Source organism: Sorangium sp. So ce128 (assembly GCF_051525245.1).
In the GTDB taxonomy this organism is placed as follows: Bacteria; Myxococcota_A; Polyangia; order Polyangiales; family Polyangiaceae; genus Sorangium; species Sorangium cellulosum_B.
On the sequence record NZ_CP150313.1, the window covers coordinates 8,343,523 to 8,359,037 of the forward strand.

At 69.9% G+C, this 15,515-nt stretch carries 11 protein-coding genes and 1 riboswitch; of the genes, 4 read left to right on the top strand and 7 right to left on the bottom strand.

Annotated features, from left to right (window positions below; all coding sequences use genetic code 11):
* Positions 1–9 precede the first annotated feature (9 nt).
* The 7 genes from WME82_RS31680 to WME82_RS31710 all read right to left on the bottom strand — a co-directional run bounded on the left by WME82_RS31680 (position 10) and on the right by WME82_RS31710 (position 9,540).
* Positions 10–1,770, bottom strand: coding sequence for a serine/threonine-protein kinase (locus WME82_RS31680; RefSeq protein ID WP_438038354.1), 1,761 nt, complete (start codon positions 1,768–1,770; stop codon positions 10–12).
* A gap of 104 nt (positions 1,771–1,874) precedes the next feature.
* Entirely contained in the window at positions 1,875–3,125 is a 1,251-nt protein-coding gene (locus WME82_RS31685; RefSeq protein ID WP_438038355.1) for an NAD(P)/FAD-dependent oxidoreductase, read from the bottom strand.
* 49 nt (positions 3,126–3,174) lie between these two features.
* Positions 3,175–3,939, bottom strand: a complete 765-nt coding sequence (locus WME82_RS31690; RefSeq protein ID WP_437740223.1) for a class I SAM-dependent methyltransferase — start codon at positions 3,937–3,939, stop codon at positions 3,175–3,177.
* A gap of 80 nt (positions 3,940–4,019) precedes the next feature.
* Positions 4,020–5,045 (bottom strand): dipeptidase, encoded by a 1,026-nt coding sequence (locus WME82_RS31695; protein ID WP_437740224.1) that lies wholly within the window; start codon positions 5,043–5,045, stop codon positions 4,020–4,022.
* Between the two features lie 54 nt (positions 5,046–5,099).
* Positions 5,100–5,417: a quaternary ammonium compound efflux SMR transporter SugE gene (sugE, locus tag WME82_RS31700; protein WP_438038356.1), complete on the bottom strand. Its 318-nt coding sequence runs from the start codon at positions 5,415–5,417 to the stop codon at positions 5,100–5,102.
* Between the two features lie 21 nt (positions 5,418–5,438).
* Positions 5,439–5,507, bottom strand: a riboswitch (guanidine-III (ykkC-III) riboswitch).
* Positions 5,508–5,669: 162 nt separating this feature from the next.
* A complete protein-coding gene (locus WME82_RS31705; protein WP_438038357.1) occupies positions 5,670–7,109 on the bottom strand; it encodes a pectate lyase family protein in 1,440 nt (479 codons plus the stop codon).
* A gap of 775 nt (positions 7,110–7,884) precedes the next feature.
* Positions 7,885–9,540: a sigma 54-interacting transcriptional regulator gene (locus tag WME82_RS31710; RefSeq protein ID WP_438038358.1), complete on the bottom strand. Its 1,656-nt coding sequence runs from the start codon at positions 9,538–9,540 to the stop codon at positions 7,885–7,887.
* 208 nt (positions 9,541–9,748) lie between these two features.
* On the opposite strand from WME82_RS31710, the gene WME82_RS31715 reads away from it, so the two are divergent.
* The 4 genes from WME82_RS31715 (at position 9,749) to WME82_RS31730 (ending at position 15,505) form a co-directional block, all read left to right on the top strand.
* Positions 9,749–11,689, top strand: a complete 1,941-nt coding sequence (locus tag WME82_RS31715) for a protein kinase domain-containing protein (RefSeq protein ID WP_438038359.1) — start codon at positions 9,749–9,751, stop codon at positions 11,687–11,689.
* A 447-nt stretch (positions 11,690–12,136) separates the two neighbouring features.
* Positions 12,137–12,673, top strand: coding sequence for a hypothetical protein (locus WME82_RS31720; RefSeq protein WP_438038360.1), 537 nt, complete (start codon positions 12,137–12,139; stop codon positions 12,671–12,673).
* An 89-nt stretch (positions 12,674–12,762) separates the two neighbouring features.
* Positions 12,763–13,848: a hypothetical protein gene (locus tag WME82_RS31725; RefSeq protein ID WP_438038361.1), complete on the top strand. Its 1,086-nt coding sequence runs from the start codon at positions 12,763–12,765 to the stop codon at positions 13,846–13,848.
* 169 nt (positions 13,849–14,017) lie between these two features.
* Entirely contained in the window at positions 14,018–15,505 is a 1,488-nt protein-coding gene (locus WME82_RS31730) for a hypothetical protein (protein ID WP_438038362.1), read from the top strand.
* Positions 15,506–15,515: the final 10 nt, after the last annotated feature.

Consider the following 15,515-nt stretch of genomic DNA (forward strand, 5'->3'; position numbering starts at 1 on the left):
CCGCGGCGATCACTCGATCCCGACGGTCGTCGTGACGTCCTGGAGCTCGCTCCCGTCGAACGCCGGCACCCGCGCGGAGCCGAGCAGCATCTGCACGCAGCTCCCGGCCGGGGTCATCGCGACCTGCGGCTCGATCGCGATGCGCTGCACGGCGCCCGCGGGGTTGAAGAACACCCGCGCCGTCACCGCCCTCGGCCCCGCCTTGCCCTTGCAGTGGATCCGCGCGGTGGCGCCCTTCGCTTGCAGCGCCGCGTGGGCCGCGCCGCGATCGAACGGCCTCGGCGCGCTCGGCTGCGCCGCCGCGATCGCCGCCGCCGCCGGCGCGGTGCCTTCGCGCGTGGGGCGCGGGGACCTCGGCGCGGGCGCCGGCGCCGGAGCGTCGCGAGGGCCAGGCGACGGCTGCCGCTCGCCCGCGCCGTTCGCGTCGCCAGCCAGCGCCGGCGAGCGCGCGTCGCCGCCGCGGCCTGGGCTGACCACCGTCGGGTGCGCCGGCACCGGCAGGCGCTGCACCAGCCGGACGTCGCTCTGCGCGCGGCCGGCGTAAAAGGCGATCACCGCCATCGCGAAGCCACCGGCCAGGCCGCACGCGAGGAGCAGCGGCCCCCGCCGCGCGGGCCTGGGAGGGGCCTCCGGCGGCGCGCTGCTCGCCAGGACGGGCGCGGGCGTCACCGGGGGGCGCGCGCGGACGGGCGACGACGATGCGCCCGCGCCGGCGGGCAACGACCGCGCGCGCTGCGCGTCCGAGGCCATCTCGGTCGGTCCGGTCATCGACAGGCGCGAGGCAGGCCCCGCCGGGGTGAGCGCCGCCGCGGCGCTGAACGGCACCACCGAGATCGCGCCGCCCGCGGCGCGCACGCTGCGCGGGTCGAGCGGATCGACGAACAGCGCCGGGCCGAGCGCGTCGAAGGCCTCCTGCGCCGTCTGGAAGCGCCGCGACGGCTCCCTCGCGACGCAGCGCGCGAACCAGGCGTCGAACGGGTGCACGATACAGCCGGCGCGCCCGAGCGCGGTCGCGCGCACCGACGCCGGGTCGATCGGCTCGAAGAGGATCTCGCGGAGCAGCACCGGCATCGCGGTGCCCATCGGGTCGTTCGCGGCGCGCCAGTACATGCGCCCGGTGAGCAGCGCGAACGCGATCAGCCCGAGCGCCCACACGTCGGTCGCCGGCGAGATCTGCCCGCGCGGGTCGGACTGCTCGGGCGCCATCCAGAGGGGCGTGCCGAGCGACGCGGTCGCCATCGTGCTCGCCTCCGCGGCGATCTTCGCGATGCCGAAGTCGAGGACCTTGACCGACCAGCGCGCCGTCGCGCTCTGCGTCTTCGCGAGGAACACGTTCTGCGGCTTCATGTCCCGGTGGACCACGCCCGCCCGGTGGGCGGCGCCGAGCGCGTGGCAGACCTGCCGGAAGATCTCGTGCACGTCCTGCGGCGAGAGCAGCCCGCTGCGCCTCATCCGCTGCGAGAGATCCTCCCCCTCGAGCAGCTCCATCGCGAGCCAGGGCACGCCGCTGGCCGTGTCCACGCCGGCGCCGATCACCTGCACGACGTGATCGCTCTCCACCAGCGCGCCGACGCGCGCCTCCTGCTCGAAGCGCTCGCGCAGCCGGGCGTCCGCGCAGAGCTGCGGGTGCATGAGCTTGAGCGCCCGCAGCTTGCCAGTGCTCGCCTGCTCGGCGATGTACACGGCGCCCATGCCCCCGGCGCTGAGGGGCCGAACGATCCGGAACTCGCCGAAGAGCATCCCGACCGCCGGCTGGAACGGCGCGACCATGGCGGGCGATGCTAGCATGGTGACCGTCGCGGCGGTGTCGGGGCTCACGGGCGCGGCGCACGGCGCGTCTCGCTGCCTCGCTGCCTCGCTGCCTCGCTGCCTCGTTATGCGTGCGCGCCGTCGGCGCTGCCTGCGCTGCGCGCGCGCGGCGGGAGCGACGCGACGATGCGCTCGATCCCGATCCGGCCCGCGACGAGCGCGCCCGTCGCCGCCGCGCGGAGCGCGTCGCCCGCCGGCTGGGCTCTGCCGGCGAAGTGCCGGACGCCGAAGCGCAGGAACGACGGCTCGCCGAGGAGGTAACGCTCGACGCGCTCCCGCGGCGCGCCGTAGAAGGCGCGCATCACCCGGCGCCGGAAGCGCAGGTCGAGGCCCAGCAGCGATCGCTCGACGCGCCGGCCCCAGTCGTGGAACCCGAGATCGCGGGCGTCGAGCTTCTCGGCGAGGTACTCGCCCGCGAGGGCCCCGTACGCGATCGCCTGGGCGATCCCCTCTCCCAGCATCGGATCGATGCCCGCGGCCTCGCCGACGAGCAGGGCGGCGGGCCGCGCGATCACGGCCCGCCGGTCGAGGCCTCGCTCGGCGAAGCGCTTTCGCCGGTAGCGGTCCGGGTCGAGGCCGAGCGCCTCGAGCCTGCTCCGGAGCACGCGCTCGGCGTCGGGCGCGGGGCGCGCCACGCCGAGCGCGCCCTCGTGCAGCACGTAGGCCCCCCGGCAGACGAGCTCGCGCCCGTCGACGATCGTGGGGAAGTCCCACAGATAGCCGGCGAACGAGCGGTCCCGCATCTCGAAGTGCAGGAGGTCGCGCGCCCGGTCCGCCGCGACGGGCTCGGTGTCGACCTCGACGGCCTGCGCGCGCAGCCTGCCGAACGGCAGCCCCATCGCGCGGCGGACGACGCTGCCGACGCCGTCCGCGCCGACGACGACGCGACCGTCGAACACCCCGGCCGCGCTCTCGACGCGGGCGCCGTCCTCGCCCAGCGCGGCGCCGGTCACCCGCGCCCCCTCCACGATCCGGACGCCCCGCGCCCGCGCGGCGAGCGCGAGCGCGCGATCGAACTCGGCGCGCCGGACGACGCGGCCGATGCTGCCCTCGCGGAGCGCGACCTCGCCGGCCTGGAAGGCCGCGCTGATGCCGTGCACCACGACCGAGGGCACGTCGATCGTCACCCCGATCGACGAGAGCGCCCTGTCCGCTCGCTCGCCGAGGCCGCCTGCGCAGGACTTGTCCCGCGGGTAGCGCTCCTTTTCGAGCACCACGATCCTGTCGGCGAGGGCCGGGCGATGGTGGGCGAGGAAGAGCGCCGTGCTCACGCCCGCCGGCCCGCCTCCGACGATCACGACTTCATGCGCCGCCATGCGGGGGCCGCTCTAGCACGGCGCCCCCGTCGGCGGGCTCGCCGGACGCTCACCGCCGCTCGTACAGGGGCACCAGCGTCCGGTAGGGGAAGAGGTACACGCTCTTCCCCGCGAGGTCCGGGTGGTTCGCGGCCAGCTCGCGGATCTCGTTCAGGACCGCATAACGCTCCTGCAGGGGGAGCGCCGAGATGTAGCTGATCGACGCGACGCGCTCGAGGAGCCCATCGAGGTCGAGCTCCTGCGTATGGGTGAACTCGTGCTCTCCGAGCGGCGCGAAGAGGCGGGAGTCGGAGAACGTCCGGCGCCAGGCGCCGAACCTGTGTATCGGAGCATCCCGGCCGTGGCGGTCGAGGATGTGGGAGATGCGGGCGACCCAGTCGACGCGCTCGTCGCGCAGGTTGAAGAGCAGGGAGAGGCGCCCTCTCGGCCGGAGCACGCGGTGGATCTCGGCGAGCGCGAGATCACCGTGAAACCAGTGGAACGACTGCGCGGCGACCGCGGCGTCGACCGACGTCTCGGGCAAGGGGATGGCCTCGGCGACCCCATCGAGCGGGATGGCGGACGGGACCATCTGGCCCAGCTTGCGGCGCATCCCCTCGACCGGCTCGAGCGCGAGCAGCCGCGCGCCCGTGGGCACGAGGAGGCGCGTGAGCTTGCCGGTGCCGGCGCCGAGATCGAGCACCGTGCTCGTCGCGTCGATGCGGAGCGTGTCGCGCAGGAGCTCGATCGCGCCGCGCGGGTAGTCCGGGCGCCCCTTCTCGTAAGCATCCGCTGCAGTCGCGTAGCCCTGTGCAGCGAGGCGATGGAGAGTCATGGCCTGCATCCGCTCCGAGTTAAGGAGGATCTAGCGCAGCGCCGGAGGGACCACCCACCCCGACGGCCCGTCGAGAGAGGCTACGCAACCGGGAGCCGCGTTGGAAGCGGGTTGTCGCTCAAAATGCGCATCACGTTCTCGCGAAGCACCTTGGCGATCACACGCTCGCTCAAGCCAGCTCGCAGCAGCGCATCCGTCAAGAGCGGAAGATGGGCCGCATCACGCAGCTCACGAGTGGGAATGATGAAACCGTCCCAATCGGATCCGAGCGCTGGCGTGTCCTCGCCGGCAACGTTGATGATGTGCACGAGGTGCTTGACGACGGGCGCGAGCCCGTTTCCGCCGAGATAGAGCGGACAGAAGATGATCCCGGCGCACCCGCCGCGATCGGCGAGCGCGCGGAGCTGGTCGTCATCGATGTTGCGCCAGTGATCGAACGCGCCGGCGATACCCGTGTGGCTGACCATGGGTGGGCGGCGAGCGAGCGCGCATGCATCGAGGAAGCCTGCCCGGTTGATGTGCGCGAGATCGACGATGACGCCGAGGTCCTCGGCGAGGCGCACGACGTCGCGGCCGAAGGCGGTGAGGCCTTCACCATCCCTGCGGCCGCTGCCGTAGGCGGGATAACACGCCTCGTTGGCGCTGAAGTGGCAGAGCCCGAGGTAGCGCACGCCGCGCCGCGCGAAGCGAGCGAGGGTGTCGAGATCGCCTTCGAGCGCGTGCGCCCCCTCGACGCCGAGCAGCGCCGCGACGGCGCCGCGGGCCCTCGCCGCCTCGATGTCCTCGGCCGTGAGCGCCTTCACGAGGCGGCCGGGCCGCGCGCGGACGGCCTGCTCCAGCAGATCGATCTGCTCCTCGACGACGGCGGCGAGCCCGCGCCGCTGCCCGATGGGCAGCGAGACCAGCCCGAAGAACTGCGCGCCGACGCCGCCCTCGCGGAGCCGCGGGACGTCGACGTGCCCGCCGAGGGCGGCGAGCGGCAGCGGCGGCTCGTGCCGCGCCTGCAGATCGTAACCGACCCAGCGCGCCCACATGAGGCTGTCGGCGTGGAGATCGATGGCGGGGTACTGCGCGTGCAGGGCGCGGGCTTCGGGTGTTCCGTGCATGGAGGGAAGGCTAGTCGACCCGAGGCGGCCGGTCGCGCGCCGGGCGACGAGGGCTCAGGGGCTCGCCAGCTTGAGGCCGACGATGGACACAACGAGCAGCGCGAGGAAACCGAGCCTCGCGGCCGTGGCGGGCTCGCCGAACAGGAGGATGCCCGCGATCGACGCCCCGAACGCGCCGATGCCGACCCAGACGGCGTACGCCGTGCCGATGGGCAAGGTCCGCGAGGCGCTCTCGAGGAGCGCGATGCTCGTGATGATCGCGCCGACCGTGAGCGCCGTTGGCAACGGGCGCGTGAAGCCGTGTGTGTACTTGAGACCGATAGCCCAGCAGACCTCGAGCAGACCTGCCAGGAGCAACGCCAGCCAGGACATGACGACTCTCCTCGTGATGCGGCTGCGTCGTCTTATCCTGACCGGGTACGGCGCGTCTCGTCCGGGACGCTCTGTCTGAAGGAGCGCCGCGGGGAACCTAGCAGCGGCGACGGCCTGCGCAACAGGCAGGCCAGCCGGCGCCGCGTCGCGAGGCCGCATCGTCGCCGCCGCTCCCGCGCCGCTCCGCTGCGCGGAGCGGCGCGGTGTGCTGGACCACGCCGCGGCCTCTCGATCGCGCTCTCCTGGAGCTCGCTACTCGATCTGCTCCTCGATTTCCCCCTCGTCCGGGAGCATCGAGAAGCTGCCCCCCGCCTGGCGGATCAGCGCGGCGGCGAGCTCGTTGATGTACTCCTCGATCGCGGTGTATCCGGACGGCATCACCTTGGTGTGGTCGCTCGCGTTCGATGAGCTGAGGCCGTGCGCCCGCTCCCACGCGTCCGCCATGCCGTCGCGGTCGGCGTCTGCGGGGGCCGTCCCCGGGCTGAGCCCGTCCATCAGGTTGCTCACGTAGCGGGCGCCCCACGAGCCGTCGCGGCGCTCCATGTTCTTGAAGACGCCCTTCGTCACCACGTCGCGCGGCAGCGAGCCCGCCTGCGCGACGACGAGCCGAGCCGCGTCCTGCGCGCGTTGCGTCGTCACCGGGATGTACCCCGGGACATCCCGCGTGAAATTGAACTGCGTCGCCGAGCGGTACGACTCCGCCTTGTTGAGCTTGCTGAAGCTCGGGTGGAGGTACGGCTGCTTCCAGGGGTTCTCGACGGTGCCCGTGAACTTCCCGGGATCGTCGATGTAGTTGTCGCCGAGGAAGTACTTGAGCCCTGCGCCGGCGCTGCCGTCGAAGTAGAACGGGATCAGCTGATCGCTCGGCCCCTTGATGTAGGTGTTGCCCACGATGTTGAACTGGCCGCTCGCCCGGTTGTGGTGCACGAACCCGTGCCTCACGTTGTAGGCCACGTTGTTGCGGATGTCGGCCGGGCCGTTCGCGACCGCGGGGCAACGCGCCTTGTGATGCGCGAACAGGTTGTGGTGGAGCGTGATCCGGTGGCCATCAGGGCCGTTGATGAGACCGTAATTATGCATCCCCTCTGGATGCCCCGTGGTCGACGACGACTCGATGGTGGACCACTGGACCGTGACGTCATCTGCCTCATAGAGGTCCACGGTCTCGTCGACGCCCCAGGCGATCGACATGTGATCGAGGATCACCTTCGAGTTCCGCGAGATCTGCGCTGCGTCGAACTGCTCTCCGGCCGAACCGTTGTACACGGGCCGGACTCGCAAGAACCGTGCAATGATGTTGTTGACCGCGGTGGAGTACCTGGCGGTCAAGCGACCGCGGATGGTGATGCCCGCGCCGGGGGCCGTCTGGCCCGCGATCGTCACGTCGCCGTTCCGGATGACGACATCCCCTTCGATCACGCCGCTCACGTCGAAGACGATGATGCGAGGCCCGCTGGCGTCGAGGGCCGCCTGGAGGCTCCCCGACCCGCTCGTGCGCAGGTTGGTGACCTTGATGACGCGCCCGCCGCGCCCGCCGGTCGCGACGGCGCCAAAGCCCTCTGCCCCCGGAAACGACGGGAGCGCGCTGGCTGGAGCCGATATCGCCGTGAGCGCAGAAACCGCGGCGATCGCGCGACCGAAGCGGCGGAGACCCTGTGCGCCAATGGAAGAGCAAGTAGGAAGGAATGCCATGTGTCTCGTTCCCCTTTCGTACGTATCAGGCGCCGAACAAGACCGGATCGAACAAGGAAGCCCAGGGTGGGCGCGGCGCTCGGCGCGACGATGTGCCCTGATGAAGCAGGGCGACGCGGAGCAGCGACGCGCTGGGCCCGCCCTCGGCTGCCTGGTGCAGGAGGTCTCGAGCGGCGCTCTTAACCGCAAGCCGTACTGTGATGACCCTACAGGAATCGATTCATCGATGGCAATCATCAATTGCCCATCTGTGCGACAGGGCACATCAAGATCGATCTGAAAATTCCATATCGCCAGATGAAGCGATGCTGGTTATCCTGCACGAGCAGCGCACGAGCGGGCTCATGACATCCCGAGACGCACTCGCCCGCCGGGCGCGCCGAGAAGAGGAATCGTTCGGCGCTCGCCCATCGGCGTCGCGGTCGAGCGCGATGCGCTCCCCGAGGTGCGTTCAGGTCATGCGGGGCGACATCGCAGGCGATTGCTGGTCTTTCTGGTCTGGCTCCGGGCAATCGCCCATCAAGGCCGAGCCTGACCGGTCGATCGGACCTTCTGGACATGAGGCGTCGGCGACGATCAGAGCTCGACCGGCAGGCGGACGCCCACGAATCCGAGGCAGAGATCCCACGTGAAGAGCCGAACGAACGAGACATCGAGGCGCCTGCGATTGACCGGCTCGAACCTCGGCCTCACGTCTCCCTCACGTCTCTTTCACGTCTCCCTTGGCGCGCTGACCGCCTCTCGCTCCGGCTTTCTCGTTCCGGCGCCGGGTCGACTATGCCAGACGCAACTCACGGATCCTGCGCTGAAGCGCCCGCTTGGAGACCATGAGGCGCTCCACCATCGCGTCGATGTGTCCACCGCACTCCGCGTAGCAGCGGGCGACCTCGTCCGGCGCAAGATGGCTCGCCTGGCGGACCTGCGGGCAGCTCTCCACGAGCGCATAGAGCGATGTCCGCGAGATCCCGAGCTGCTCGGCAGCGGCCTTGAAATCCCACCGGCTCCGGCGGAGCGCGTCGATCAGCTCCTCTTCCCGCACGTCGGAGGGCTTGCGCCAGCCGGCGCCCTTCCCCGAGATCGCCCGCGCCGCCGTGGCGGTCTCCGGCCGCGCCGATCTCGCCGCAGCCGCGCGATCGCCGTCGGCGTGGCTCCGCTGCTCCGGGGCTGCCCGCTGGAGCAGGTGCTCGAGCGCCGGCGCCCCCTCCAGACGCGCCGCGCCCTGGCTCCCCACGGCCAGCTGCCGCGCCACGTTCCGGAGCTGACGGATGTTCCCCGGCCAGTCGTACCGCGCGAGCCGGGCCACCACGGACGCCGGCAACCACGGGGCGCCGTCGGGCCGCGGCGCGTCGAGCCGATGCGCGTCGCCCGAGGCCGTCAGCTCCTCGCGCAGGAAGTGAAGGAGCAGGCGCCCGAGATCGTCTCGGCGATCGCGGAGCGGAGGGAGCGCGATCTCGTAACCGGCCAGGCGGTGGAGCAGCGGAGCGCGAAAAGCCCCCTCGGCCACCTTGGCCTCCAGATCGGCGTCCGTGGCGGTGATCAGCCGAATGCGCGTCTTCTTCGGCTGCTGGGCGCCCACCGCCTGGATCTCGCCCGTCTCGAGGGCCCTGAGGAGCATCGCCTGCACGTCGGGCGGCGCTTCGCCGATCTCGTCGAGGAAGAGCGTCCCGCCCTCGGCCGAGCCGAAGTAACCGGGACGGTCGCGCAGGGCGCCTGTATAGGATCCGCGCTCGGCGCCGAAGAGCTCCGCGGCCGCCAGCAACGGAGGGATCGCCGCCATGTTGACGGCCACGAAGGGCTGATTGCGCCGATTGCCGGCCTGGTGGATCGCCCTCGCGACGAGCTCTTTTCCAGTGCCCGTCTCGCCGCGGAGGAGCACCGCAGTTCCGAGGTCGGCGATGCGGCGGATATGCCACCGCGTCCGCTCCAGAAGGTCGCTATCGCCAACCAGACCGAGGCGCTCCCCCGGCTCCCGCGGGGACGGATCGACCATGTGGAGCAGCAGGACGACGCGACTGGCGAGCTCGATAACGACCCCCCGCGTCACCTCGTCGAGCGAGAAATCGCGGCTCCCCTCCAGCGGGGCGCCATCCACCGCGACGTGGGAGCCGCGCTCCGCCGCGTCCAGCCGGATCCGGTCGTCGGGCAGCGCGATGATGCGCAGGGGTTTGCGGCTCAGGTGGGTATCCCCGAGCGGCGCATCGCCGATCGCCCCCGGTGGACCGAAGTACGGCTCCATTCTCGACAGCGCGACCGCATCGCGAAGCGCGAGGTCGGCGAGGACGGCGCGCTCACCGATGCGCTCGAGACGAGGATGGTAAAGGACGGACAGGGACGGAGCGAGGCGTGTGCATGCCCGCCGTGAGGGGCTCGTGTCGGGGTGCAGCGTCGTCGCGTTCGCGATCGTGGTGAGCCCTGTTCGCTCGGTCACCATGGGGGTGGGAGAATACGCGCCCACCGAAAAGACTTGCAAGCTCAGCGGAGCCGGCGTTCGGTTCCTCCACGCTCCTCCACGCCACGCGCGACACGCACATTCGAGCACACCGAACCGCTTTGGCGCCCCTCTGTGCCAACGTCGCCTGGGCGCGGACACAGTAACGCCAGTTGACACGATGTGCGCTCGCGCGTAGTAGTTTTCCTTTGTGAAGGGCCAAACGGTCGGCGGGAGATACGCGCTGCTGCGTGAGATCGGCCGCGGCGGCATGGGCATCGTCTGGGAGGCCTTCGATCAGATGCTCCGCCGGCCGGTGGCGCTGAAGCGGATGATGCCCGAGAACGTCGTTTCATTCGACGCAAGGCGCAACTTCGAGCAGGAGGCGACGACCGTCGCCCGTCTCCGCAACGAGCACATCGTCCAAGTCCACGACTACGGAATCGATGAGGGTTCTCCCTATATCGTCATGGAGCTGCTCGAGGGGGAAGACCTCGAGAGCCGGCTTCGCCGCACGCGCCAGCTCCCGGCGGCGGCCGTGCTGTCATTGCTCCGGCAGCTCAGCTCGGGCCTCGAGGCAGCGAGCGCGGCAGGCATTGTCCACTGTGATCTCAAGCCCGCGAACATCTTCCTCGCCCGGGGTGCGTCCGGCGAGTCCGTGAAGATCCTCGATTTCGGGGTGGGGTGGCGGCTGTTCGATGCGCGTGACTGGAGCGGCACGCGCATCGGAACCCCCGCGTACATGAGCCCGGAGCAGGTCCGCGGCGCCGTTCCCCACCCCCTGGCCGATCTCTGGTCGCTCGGCGTCATTGCGTACCGCGCGCTCACCGGCCGATTTCCGTTCTCGATAGAAAATCTGCCAGGGCTCATCATCAGCATCTGCACTGACCCGTTCCCGCCGCCTTCATCGCTCGACGCCGCCCTGCTCCCCGGCTTCGATCGATTCTTCGAGCGCGCCCTGGCAAAGGACCGGACCCGGAGATTCCAGTCGTCCCGCGAGCTCATCACGGCATTCGCCGCGGTGTGTGACGCGGGGAGCAAGCCCGCCAAGATCCTCATCGTCGATGACGAGCCCGACATGCAGCTCCTGCTGAAGATGCATTTTCGGCAGAACAAGAAGAGCTCCGCCTACGAGCTCATCTTCGCCGACAACGGCCAGCACGCCCTCGAGGAGCTCCGGCGACACCCGGACATCGATGTCGTCGTCGCCGACATCAACATGCCCGTCATGGACGGGATCACCCTGCTCGAGCACATCCCCGAGGTGAACCCGCTCGCGAGGACGGTGATCGTCTCCGCGTACGGCGACATGACCAACATCCGTCGCGCCATGAACCGGGGGGCGTTCGACTTCCTGTTCAAGCCGCTCGATTTCGCCGACCTCGAGACCACGCTGGAGAAGTCCCTCCGCTCCGCGGAGCAGCAGCGACAGAAAGCCCAGGCGAACGAGGAGAACGATATCCTGCGGAAGTTCACGAACGCGGCCCTGGTGGAGCGGCTCCGGGCGCTCGGGCCCGCGGGCGCAGCCGCGAGCGAGGCGCTGGAGGCGACCGTCGCGTTCGTCGATGTCTTCCGGTTCACCCGCGTGGCGCAGGAGAGGCCGCCCGCCGAGGCCACGCGGCTGCTCAACGCCAACTTCGAGGTGATCGTCCCGGAGCTCCTGGCGCACGGAGGCATCGTGGACAAATTCGTGGGCGACGCCGTCATGGCGGTGTTCCACGGGCCGGAGCACCTCGACCGGGCGCTCTCGGCGTGCGTCGCCGTACGCGAGCAGCTCGAGACGGTCGCTCGGCGTACGGGGAACGATTCGCCTTACGCTCACGGGGTATGCGCGGGCGTCTCGACCGGCAGCGTCCTGGCGGCGGAGGTCGGCTCGCACGCGTGCGCGCGGCTCGGCTACACGGTGCTCGGGCAGGCCGTGAACGCCGCCTCCCACCTCGCGCGCGCAGCGCTGTCCGGGGAGATCCTCGTCGACGAGGCGGTCTGCCGGGCCGCCCGGCAGGAGTTCAAGTTCGAGAGCGCCGGCGCGCGGAGCATCTGGCCCAGGGCCGAATCGACGACCGTCTACAGGGTGGCGGGGCGCGACGTGACGCGGCCGCTGCTCGAGGGGGAACAGACGGTCCAGATCTCCCTGGAGCCCAGGCCGGCGTAGGCGCCGCGCTGACATCGTGTCGGCCGGCAGGGCGCCGCACGGCGCCGGCACGTCCGCCTGCACGGCACCGGCACGGCGCCGAGACCTCGGCCGGCACGCCCGCCGACACGTCGGCCGACACGTCGGCCGACAGTTTGCCGCACGCGCTCGACGGAATGCCCGCGGCCGCCGTCACATCCCGGCCCGGAAACGCCCGCATCCCCGCACGTCGGCCGGGCGGCGGACATGCACCCACGGCTGGTACGCGCCGTGCAATTCCCACTCGCAGACGGTTCGGCTCCACCCCGAACGTGTTTCTTGACCGGATCGAGCGGCTTGGAGCAGGCGATTCTTTCCAGCGAACGACGGCCCCTGAGAGCTCGCAGAGCACGCGACTCACCGGGCCGCGCGCACCTGCTGCGACGCGCGAAGCGCCATTCAACTACAGCACACGAGGAAACAACGACGATGCCCACAGAGACAACGAAGTATCCGCCCGGCGTCCTGTCATTGCTCTATCACTTGAGGCACATGGGCCTCAGCGTGAACACAGACAAGAACAAAGTACTGAAAAACTTTCGCTTGAGCGCTACCGAGAAGCCGGTGTTCGACAAGTGCGGCGACATGGGGCACCCCGACGATGACTGCATCGCGAACGTCCTCTACCTCACGAAGGATGAGGTCAACGCGAGGCTCTTCAAGAACGCGAGCGACGAGGCGCCCGCCCCATCGGCGAGCGGCGCGGCACGCAAGCCGGGTCTCCTGTCCTTTCTTTATCATCTGGTGCACACCGCGGAGGTCTACAATCGCTTCCACCCCGACGATGATGCGCACAAGAACGAATCCAGGAACTCGCTGATGAGCGAGTTCAAGCTGAGCGAGCGGCAGATGAAGAAGCTCGACGACCACATCGCAAGGGGCCCGTCCGACGACGATTCGATCAAGGCCCTGCTGGATCTCGTCGTTTCCGAGCTCAACGGCGACAACTGGTACAAGGCCTGGTGAGCCGGTAGCCTCCGGCTCTGCTCGAAGGCCGACCGCGGCTGTCGGTGGTCATCACGCCGGCACGGCCCGGCAGGACGAGAGGTCGCTGCATGATCGTTCGGTCGATGGAGAAGACGCTGCAGCTCGTCGAGCCTCATGTCCCGCCGACGCTCGTGTCACCGCGAGATTGGCGCGCCTTCAGCCGCTGCGCCCCGGCCCTGCTGGACGCCGCCTCCGTCCTGACCCTCGAATGTCATCTGGGGGCGACCGCACCGCGGATCGACTTTCTTGCCTGTATTCTGGCGGAAGGGAGAGAGCTCCTCGCGTCTCGGCTCCCGCGCTCGCGCCGCGAAGGTCCGGTCGCCCCCGGCGGCCTTCCGCCGGTGGAAGGCGCCGATCCGCTCCGGGGCCCTCCAGGGCGTCTCCTCGCCGCGTGGACCACGCCCGGCACCCTCCTGTTCGAGCAGGTTCCCCTGCTCTGGTTCGAGTTCGATCAGCCGGCCGCGCGTCGTGGTCCGGTCGAGCCGTCCGTGCTCCTCTGCCTGGATCCGAGGCCCCTCACGAACCTGGAGGCCCCGGAGGCAGAGCGCGACTTCAGCCCGAGCGGCCGGCTCCGGCTCGTCGAGGCGGCCCTCTCCGTGCTCCTCGATGGGCCAGTCCCGGCGGCGACCCAGGCCGCGCTGCTCCGCTGCTTCACCCTGTTGCCGGACGGCGGCCACGTCGTTCATCTGTCCGTCATGAGCGCCAGGCAGCCTGCGACGCTCAAGCTCAACGTCTCGCTGCCGCGCGACCGGCTCACCGGCTACCTGCACGGGGTAGGCTGGCCGGGCCAACCCGGTGAGGTGGAGGAGCTGCTGAGAGTGCTGCGCGTCGATGACGAGCGCGTCACGATCGACGTCACCATCGGAGACAACGTCGCTCCTCGGCTCGGGATCGAGCTCTTCGATCTCGCGACCCGGAAGCTGGACCCGGGCCGGAGCGCGACGCTCGAGCGCCTCTCGTCGCTCGGCCTCTGCACGCCCTCGCAGCGCGACGCGCTCACCGCATGGCCCGGGTCCTCGCGCGAGCGCTGCCGGGAGCACGAATGGCCGTCCCGCGTGCGCCGCTGGATCGACCTGAAGATCGTCCTCGGCCCGGATCGAGCGCTGTCGGCCAAAGCCTACCTTGGTGTCTTACGTTGCTTCTCCCTCGCCTGAGAACCGACACACACGCTGTATTCTGGAGCGTCGCACAATGAAACGCCATTCGTCCTCCATCTACAGATCGGCTTCGATGATCCTGGCGGGCGCGGCACACCTGTCGTGCACCGCGACAGTCCAGCTGCAGAGCTCCTCTCCCCCGCCCTCCCCTCCCGAGAACACGGGCGTGTCCTCACCGGTTGACGACGAGACATGCCGGGCGGAGCTGTGGAGCAAGTTCCCGAGCTTCACCGACAAGCTGTGCTCGGCCCTGCCCCGAGACATCGATCCCGAGCTGCAAGAAAGAACCATAGGGAGGGGGAAATACGCAGAAGGCAACCGTCTATTCGACATCCTGGCATGGCAGTCCTTCATCGCGATGGCATGGCCGGTGACCAAGGACGGCCGCGCGCGGCCTCGCCTCGCGGACGATGGCGCCCATGGGTGGGATACCTGGAAGACCAGTTACGACATCTTCAAGCCGGACGGCGGCCCACCTGATGCATGGAACCCTGCCGAGCAGCAGGCCAGGCGGAGCGCTCCGGACGCGAGCTTCGCGATCAATGCCTCCCGCACGCTACAGGACGACAGACAGGCCGATTCGTTCATCCTCTGGGACCAGAACGGCAACAAGGTGTATTACGAGGTGCTGTACAGCGAGCGTTTGTTCAAGTACCTCAACGACAACGAGCTGTACAGCATCGATGGACAGATCGCCTACAGCGCGGAATACTGCGCCACCCCCGAGGAAGACTGCACCAACCCCGACGCGCCCTGGGGCAACCCGCGGAACGAGGATCAGCTGCCCTCGATCGCGCTCAAGCTCGCGTGGAAGCTGCTGGACGAGAGCGACAGGCACCTCGAGGGGCGCTTCATCCTCCGGAAGGCGTACGTCCGCACGGGCGCAGGCCCGTCGCTGCAGACGTTCGGCCTCGTGGGCGCGAACGTCATGATCAAGACGCTCTCGGCCAAGAAGCAATGGGTCTGGGCTGCGTTCGAGCACATCGACAACGTCGATGTCAACCCGCTCGAGACGCACAATGGCAAGCCGCTCAAGCCCTCGTTCAACAATCCGGATTGCCCGCTGTGCCCGGTCAATGAGCCGCCGGATGAGCGCGTCTGGCCGCCCTCGGGGGGTCCGTGGGTCAGCCGCACGCAGGTGCACCGGCAGCAGCCGATCCGGGAGGATACAGCCGCCCTGAACAGCCAGGTCCAGGCGCAGCTCAAGAAGAACCGCTCTGCCCTGCAGTTCTACGAGCTCGTCGGCACGCAGTGGCCGACGGACGGCGGGGGCGAGCCGCCGCCGTCGGACAAGCTCCCCGATGCCGTCGCGAACGAGTCCGGCGGCCGGCCGTACCGACCTTACCTCGTGAACACTGTCCTGGAGACATACATGCAGAAAGGCAACACGGTCGCCGCCGACGTGAACCGCGCTCTACGCCCCAAGACGACCCGGATATTCCACACGTCGAGCTGCATGGGCTGCCACTCCGACGCGCAGATCGCCAGGGGAAGGTCGCAGGATAAAATCACGTGGGGAGAGCGCGGCAGCGGTGATTTCTTGTGGAGCTATGCGAAGAAGGCCAGACCGAAGGCCGCCCCGGCGGGCGACGGGCAGGCCCATGGAATGACGAGCGCGGCCGCGGCCGACGCTCAGCCGAAGCAGCGGAAGTAGCTGAACGCGA

Bases quoted from the DNA above. Each gene is read 5' to 3' on its own strand.
- WME82_RS31710 (WP_438038358.1), bottom strand. From the start codon at position 9,540: ATGGTGACCGAGCGAACAGGGCTCACCACGATCGCGAACGCGACGACG.
- WME82_RS31705 (WP_438038357.1), bottom strand. From the start codon at position 7,109: ATGGCATTCCTTCCTACTTGCTCTTCCATTGGCGCACAGGGTCTCCGC.
- WME82_RS31685 (WP_438038355.1), bottom strand. From the start codon at position 3,125: ATGGCGGCGCATGAAGTCGTGATCGTCGGAGGCGGGCCGGCGGGCGTG.
- WME82_RS31725 (WP_438038361.1), top strand. From the start codon at position 12,763: ATGATCGTTCGGTCGATGGAGAAGACGCTGCAGCTCGTCGAGCCTCAT.
- WME82_RS31695 (WP_437740224.1), bottom strand. From the start codon at position 5,045: ATGCACGGAACACCCGAAGCCCGCGCCCTGCACGCGCAGTACCCCGCC.
- WME82_RS31720 (WP_438038360.1), top strand. From the start codon at position 12,137: ATGCCCACAGAGACAACGAAGTATCCGCCCGGCGTCCTGTCATTGCTC.
- WME82_RS31680 (WP_438038354.1), bottom strand. From the start codon at position 1,770: ATGGTCGCGCCGTTCCAGCCGGCGGTCGGGATGCTCTTCGGCGAGTTC.
- WME82_RS31690 (WP_437740223.1), bottom strand. From the start codon at position 3,939: ATGACTCTCCATCGCCTCGCTGCACAGGGCTACGCGACTGCAGCGGAT.
- sugE (WP_438038356.1), bottom strand. From the start codon at position 5,417: ATGTCCTGGCTGGCGTTGCTCCTGGCAGGTCTGCTCGAGGTCTGCTGG.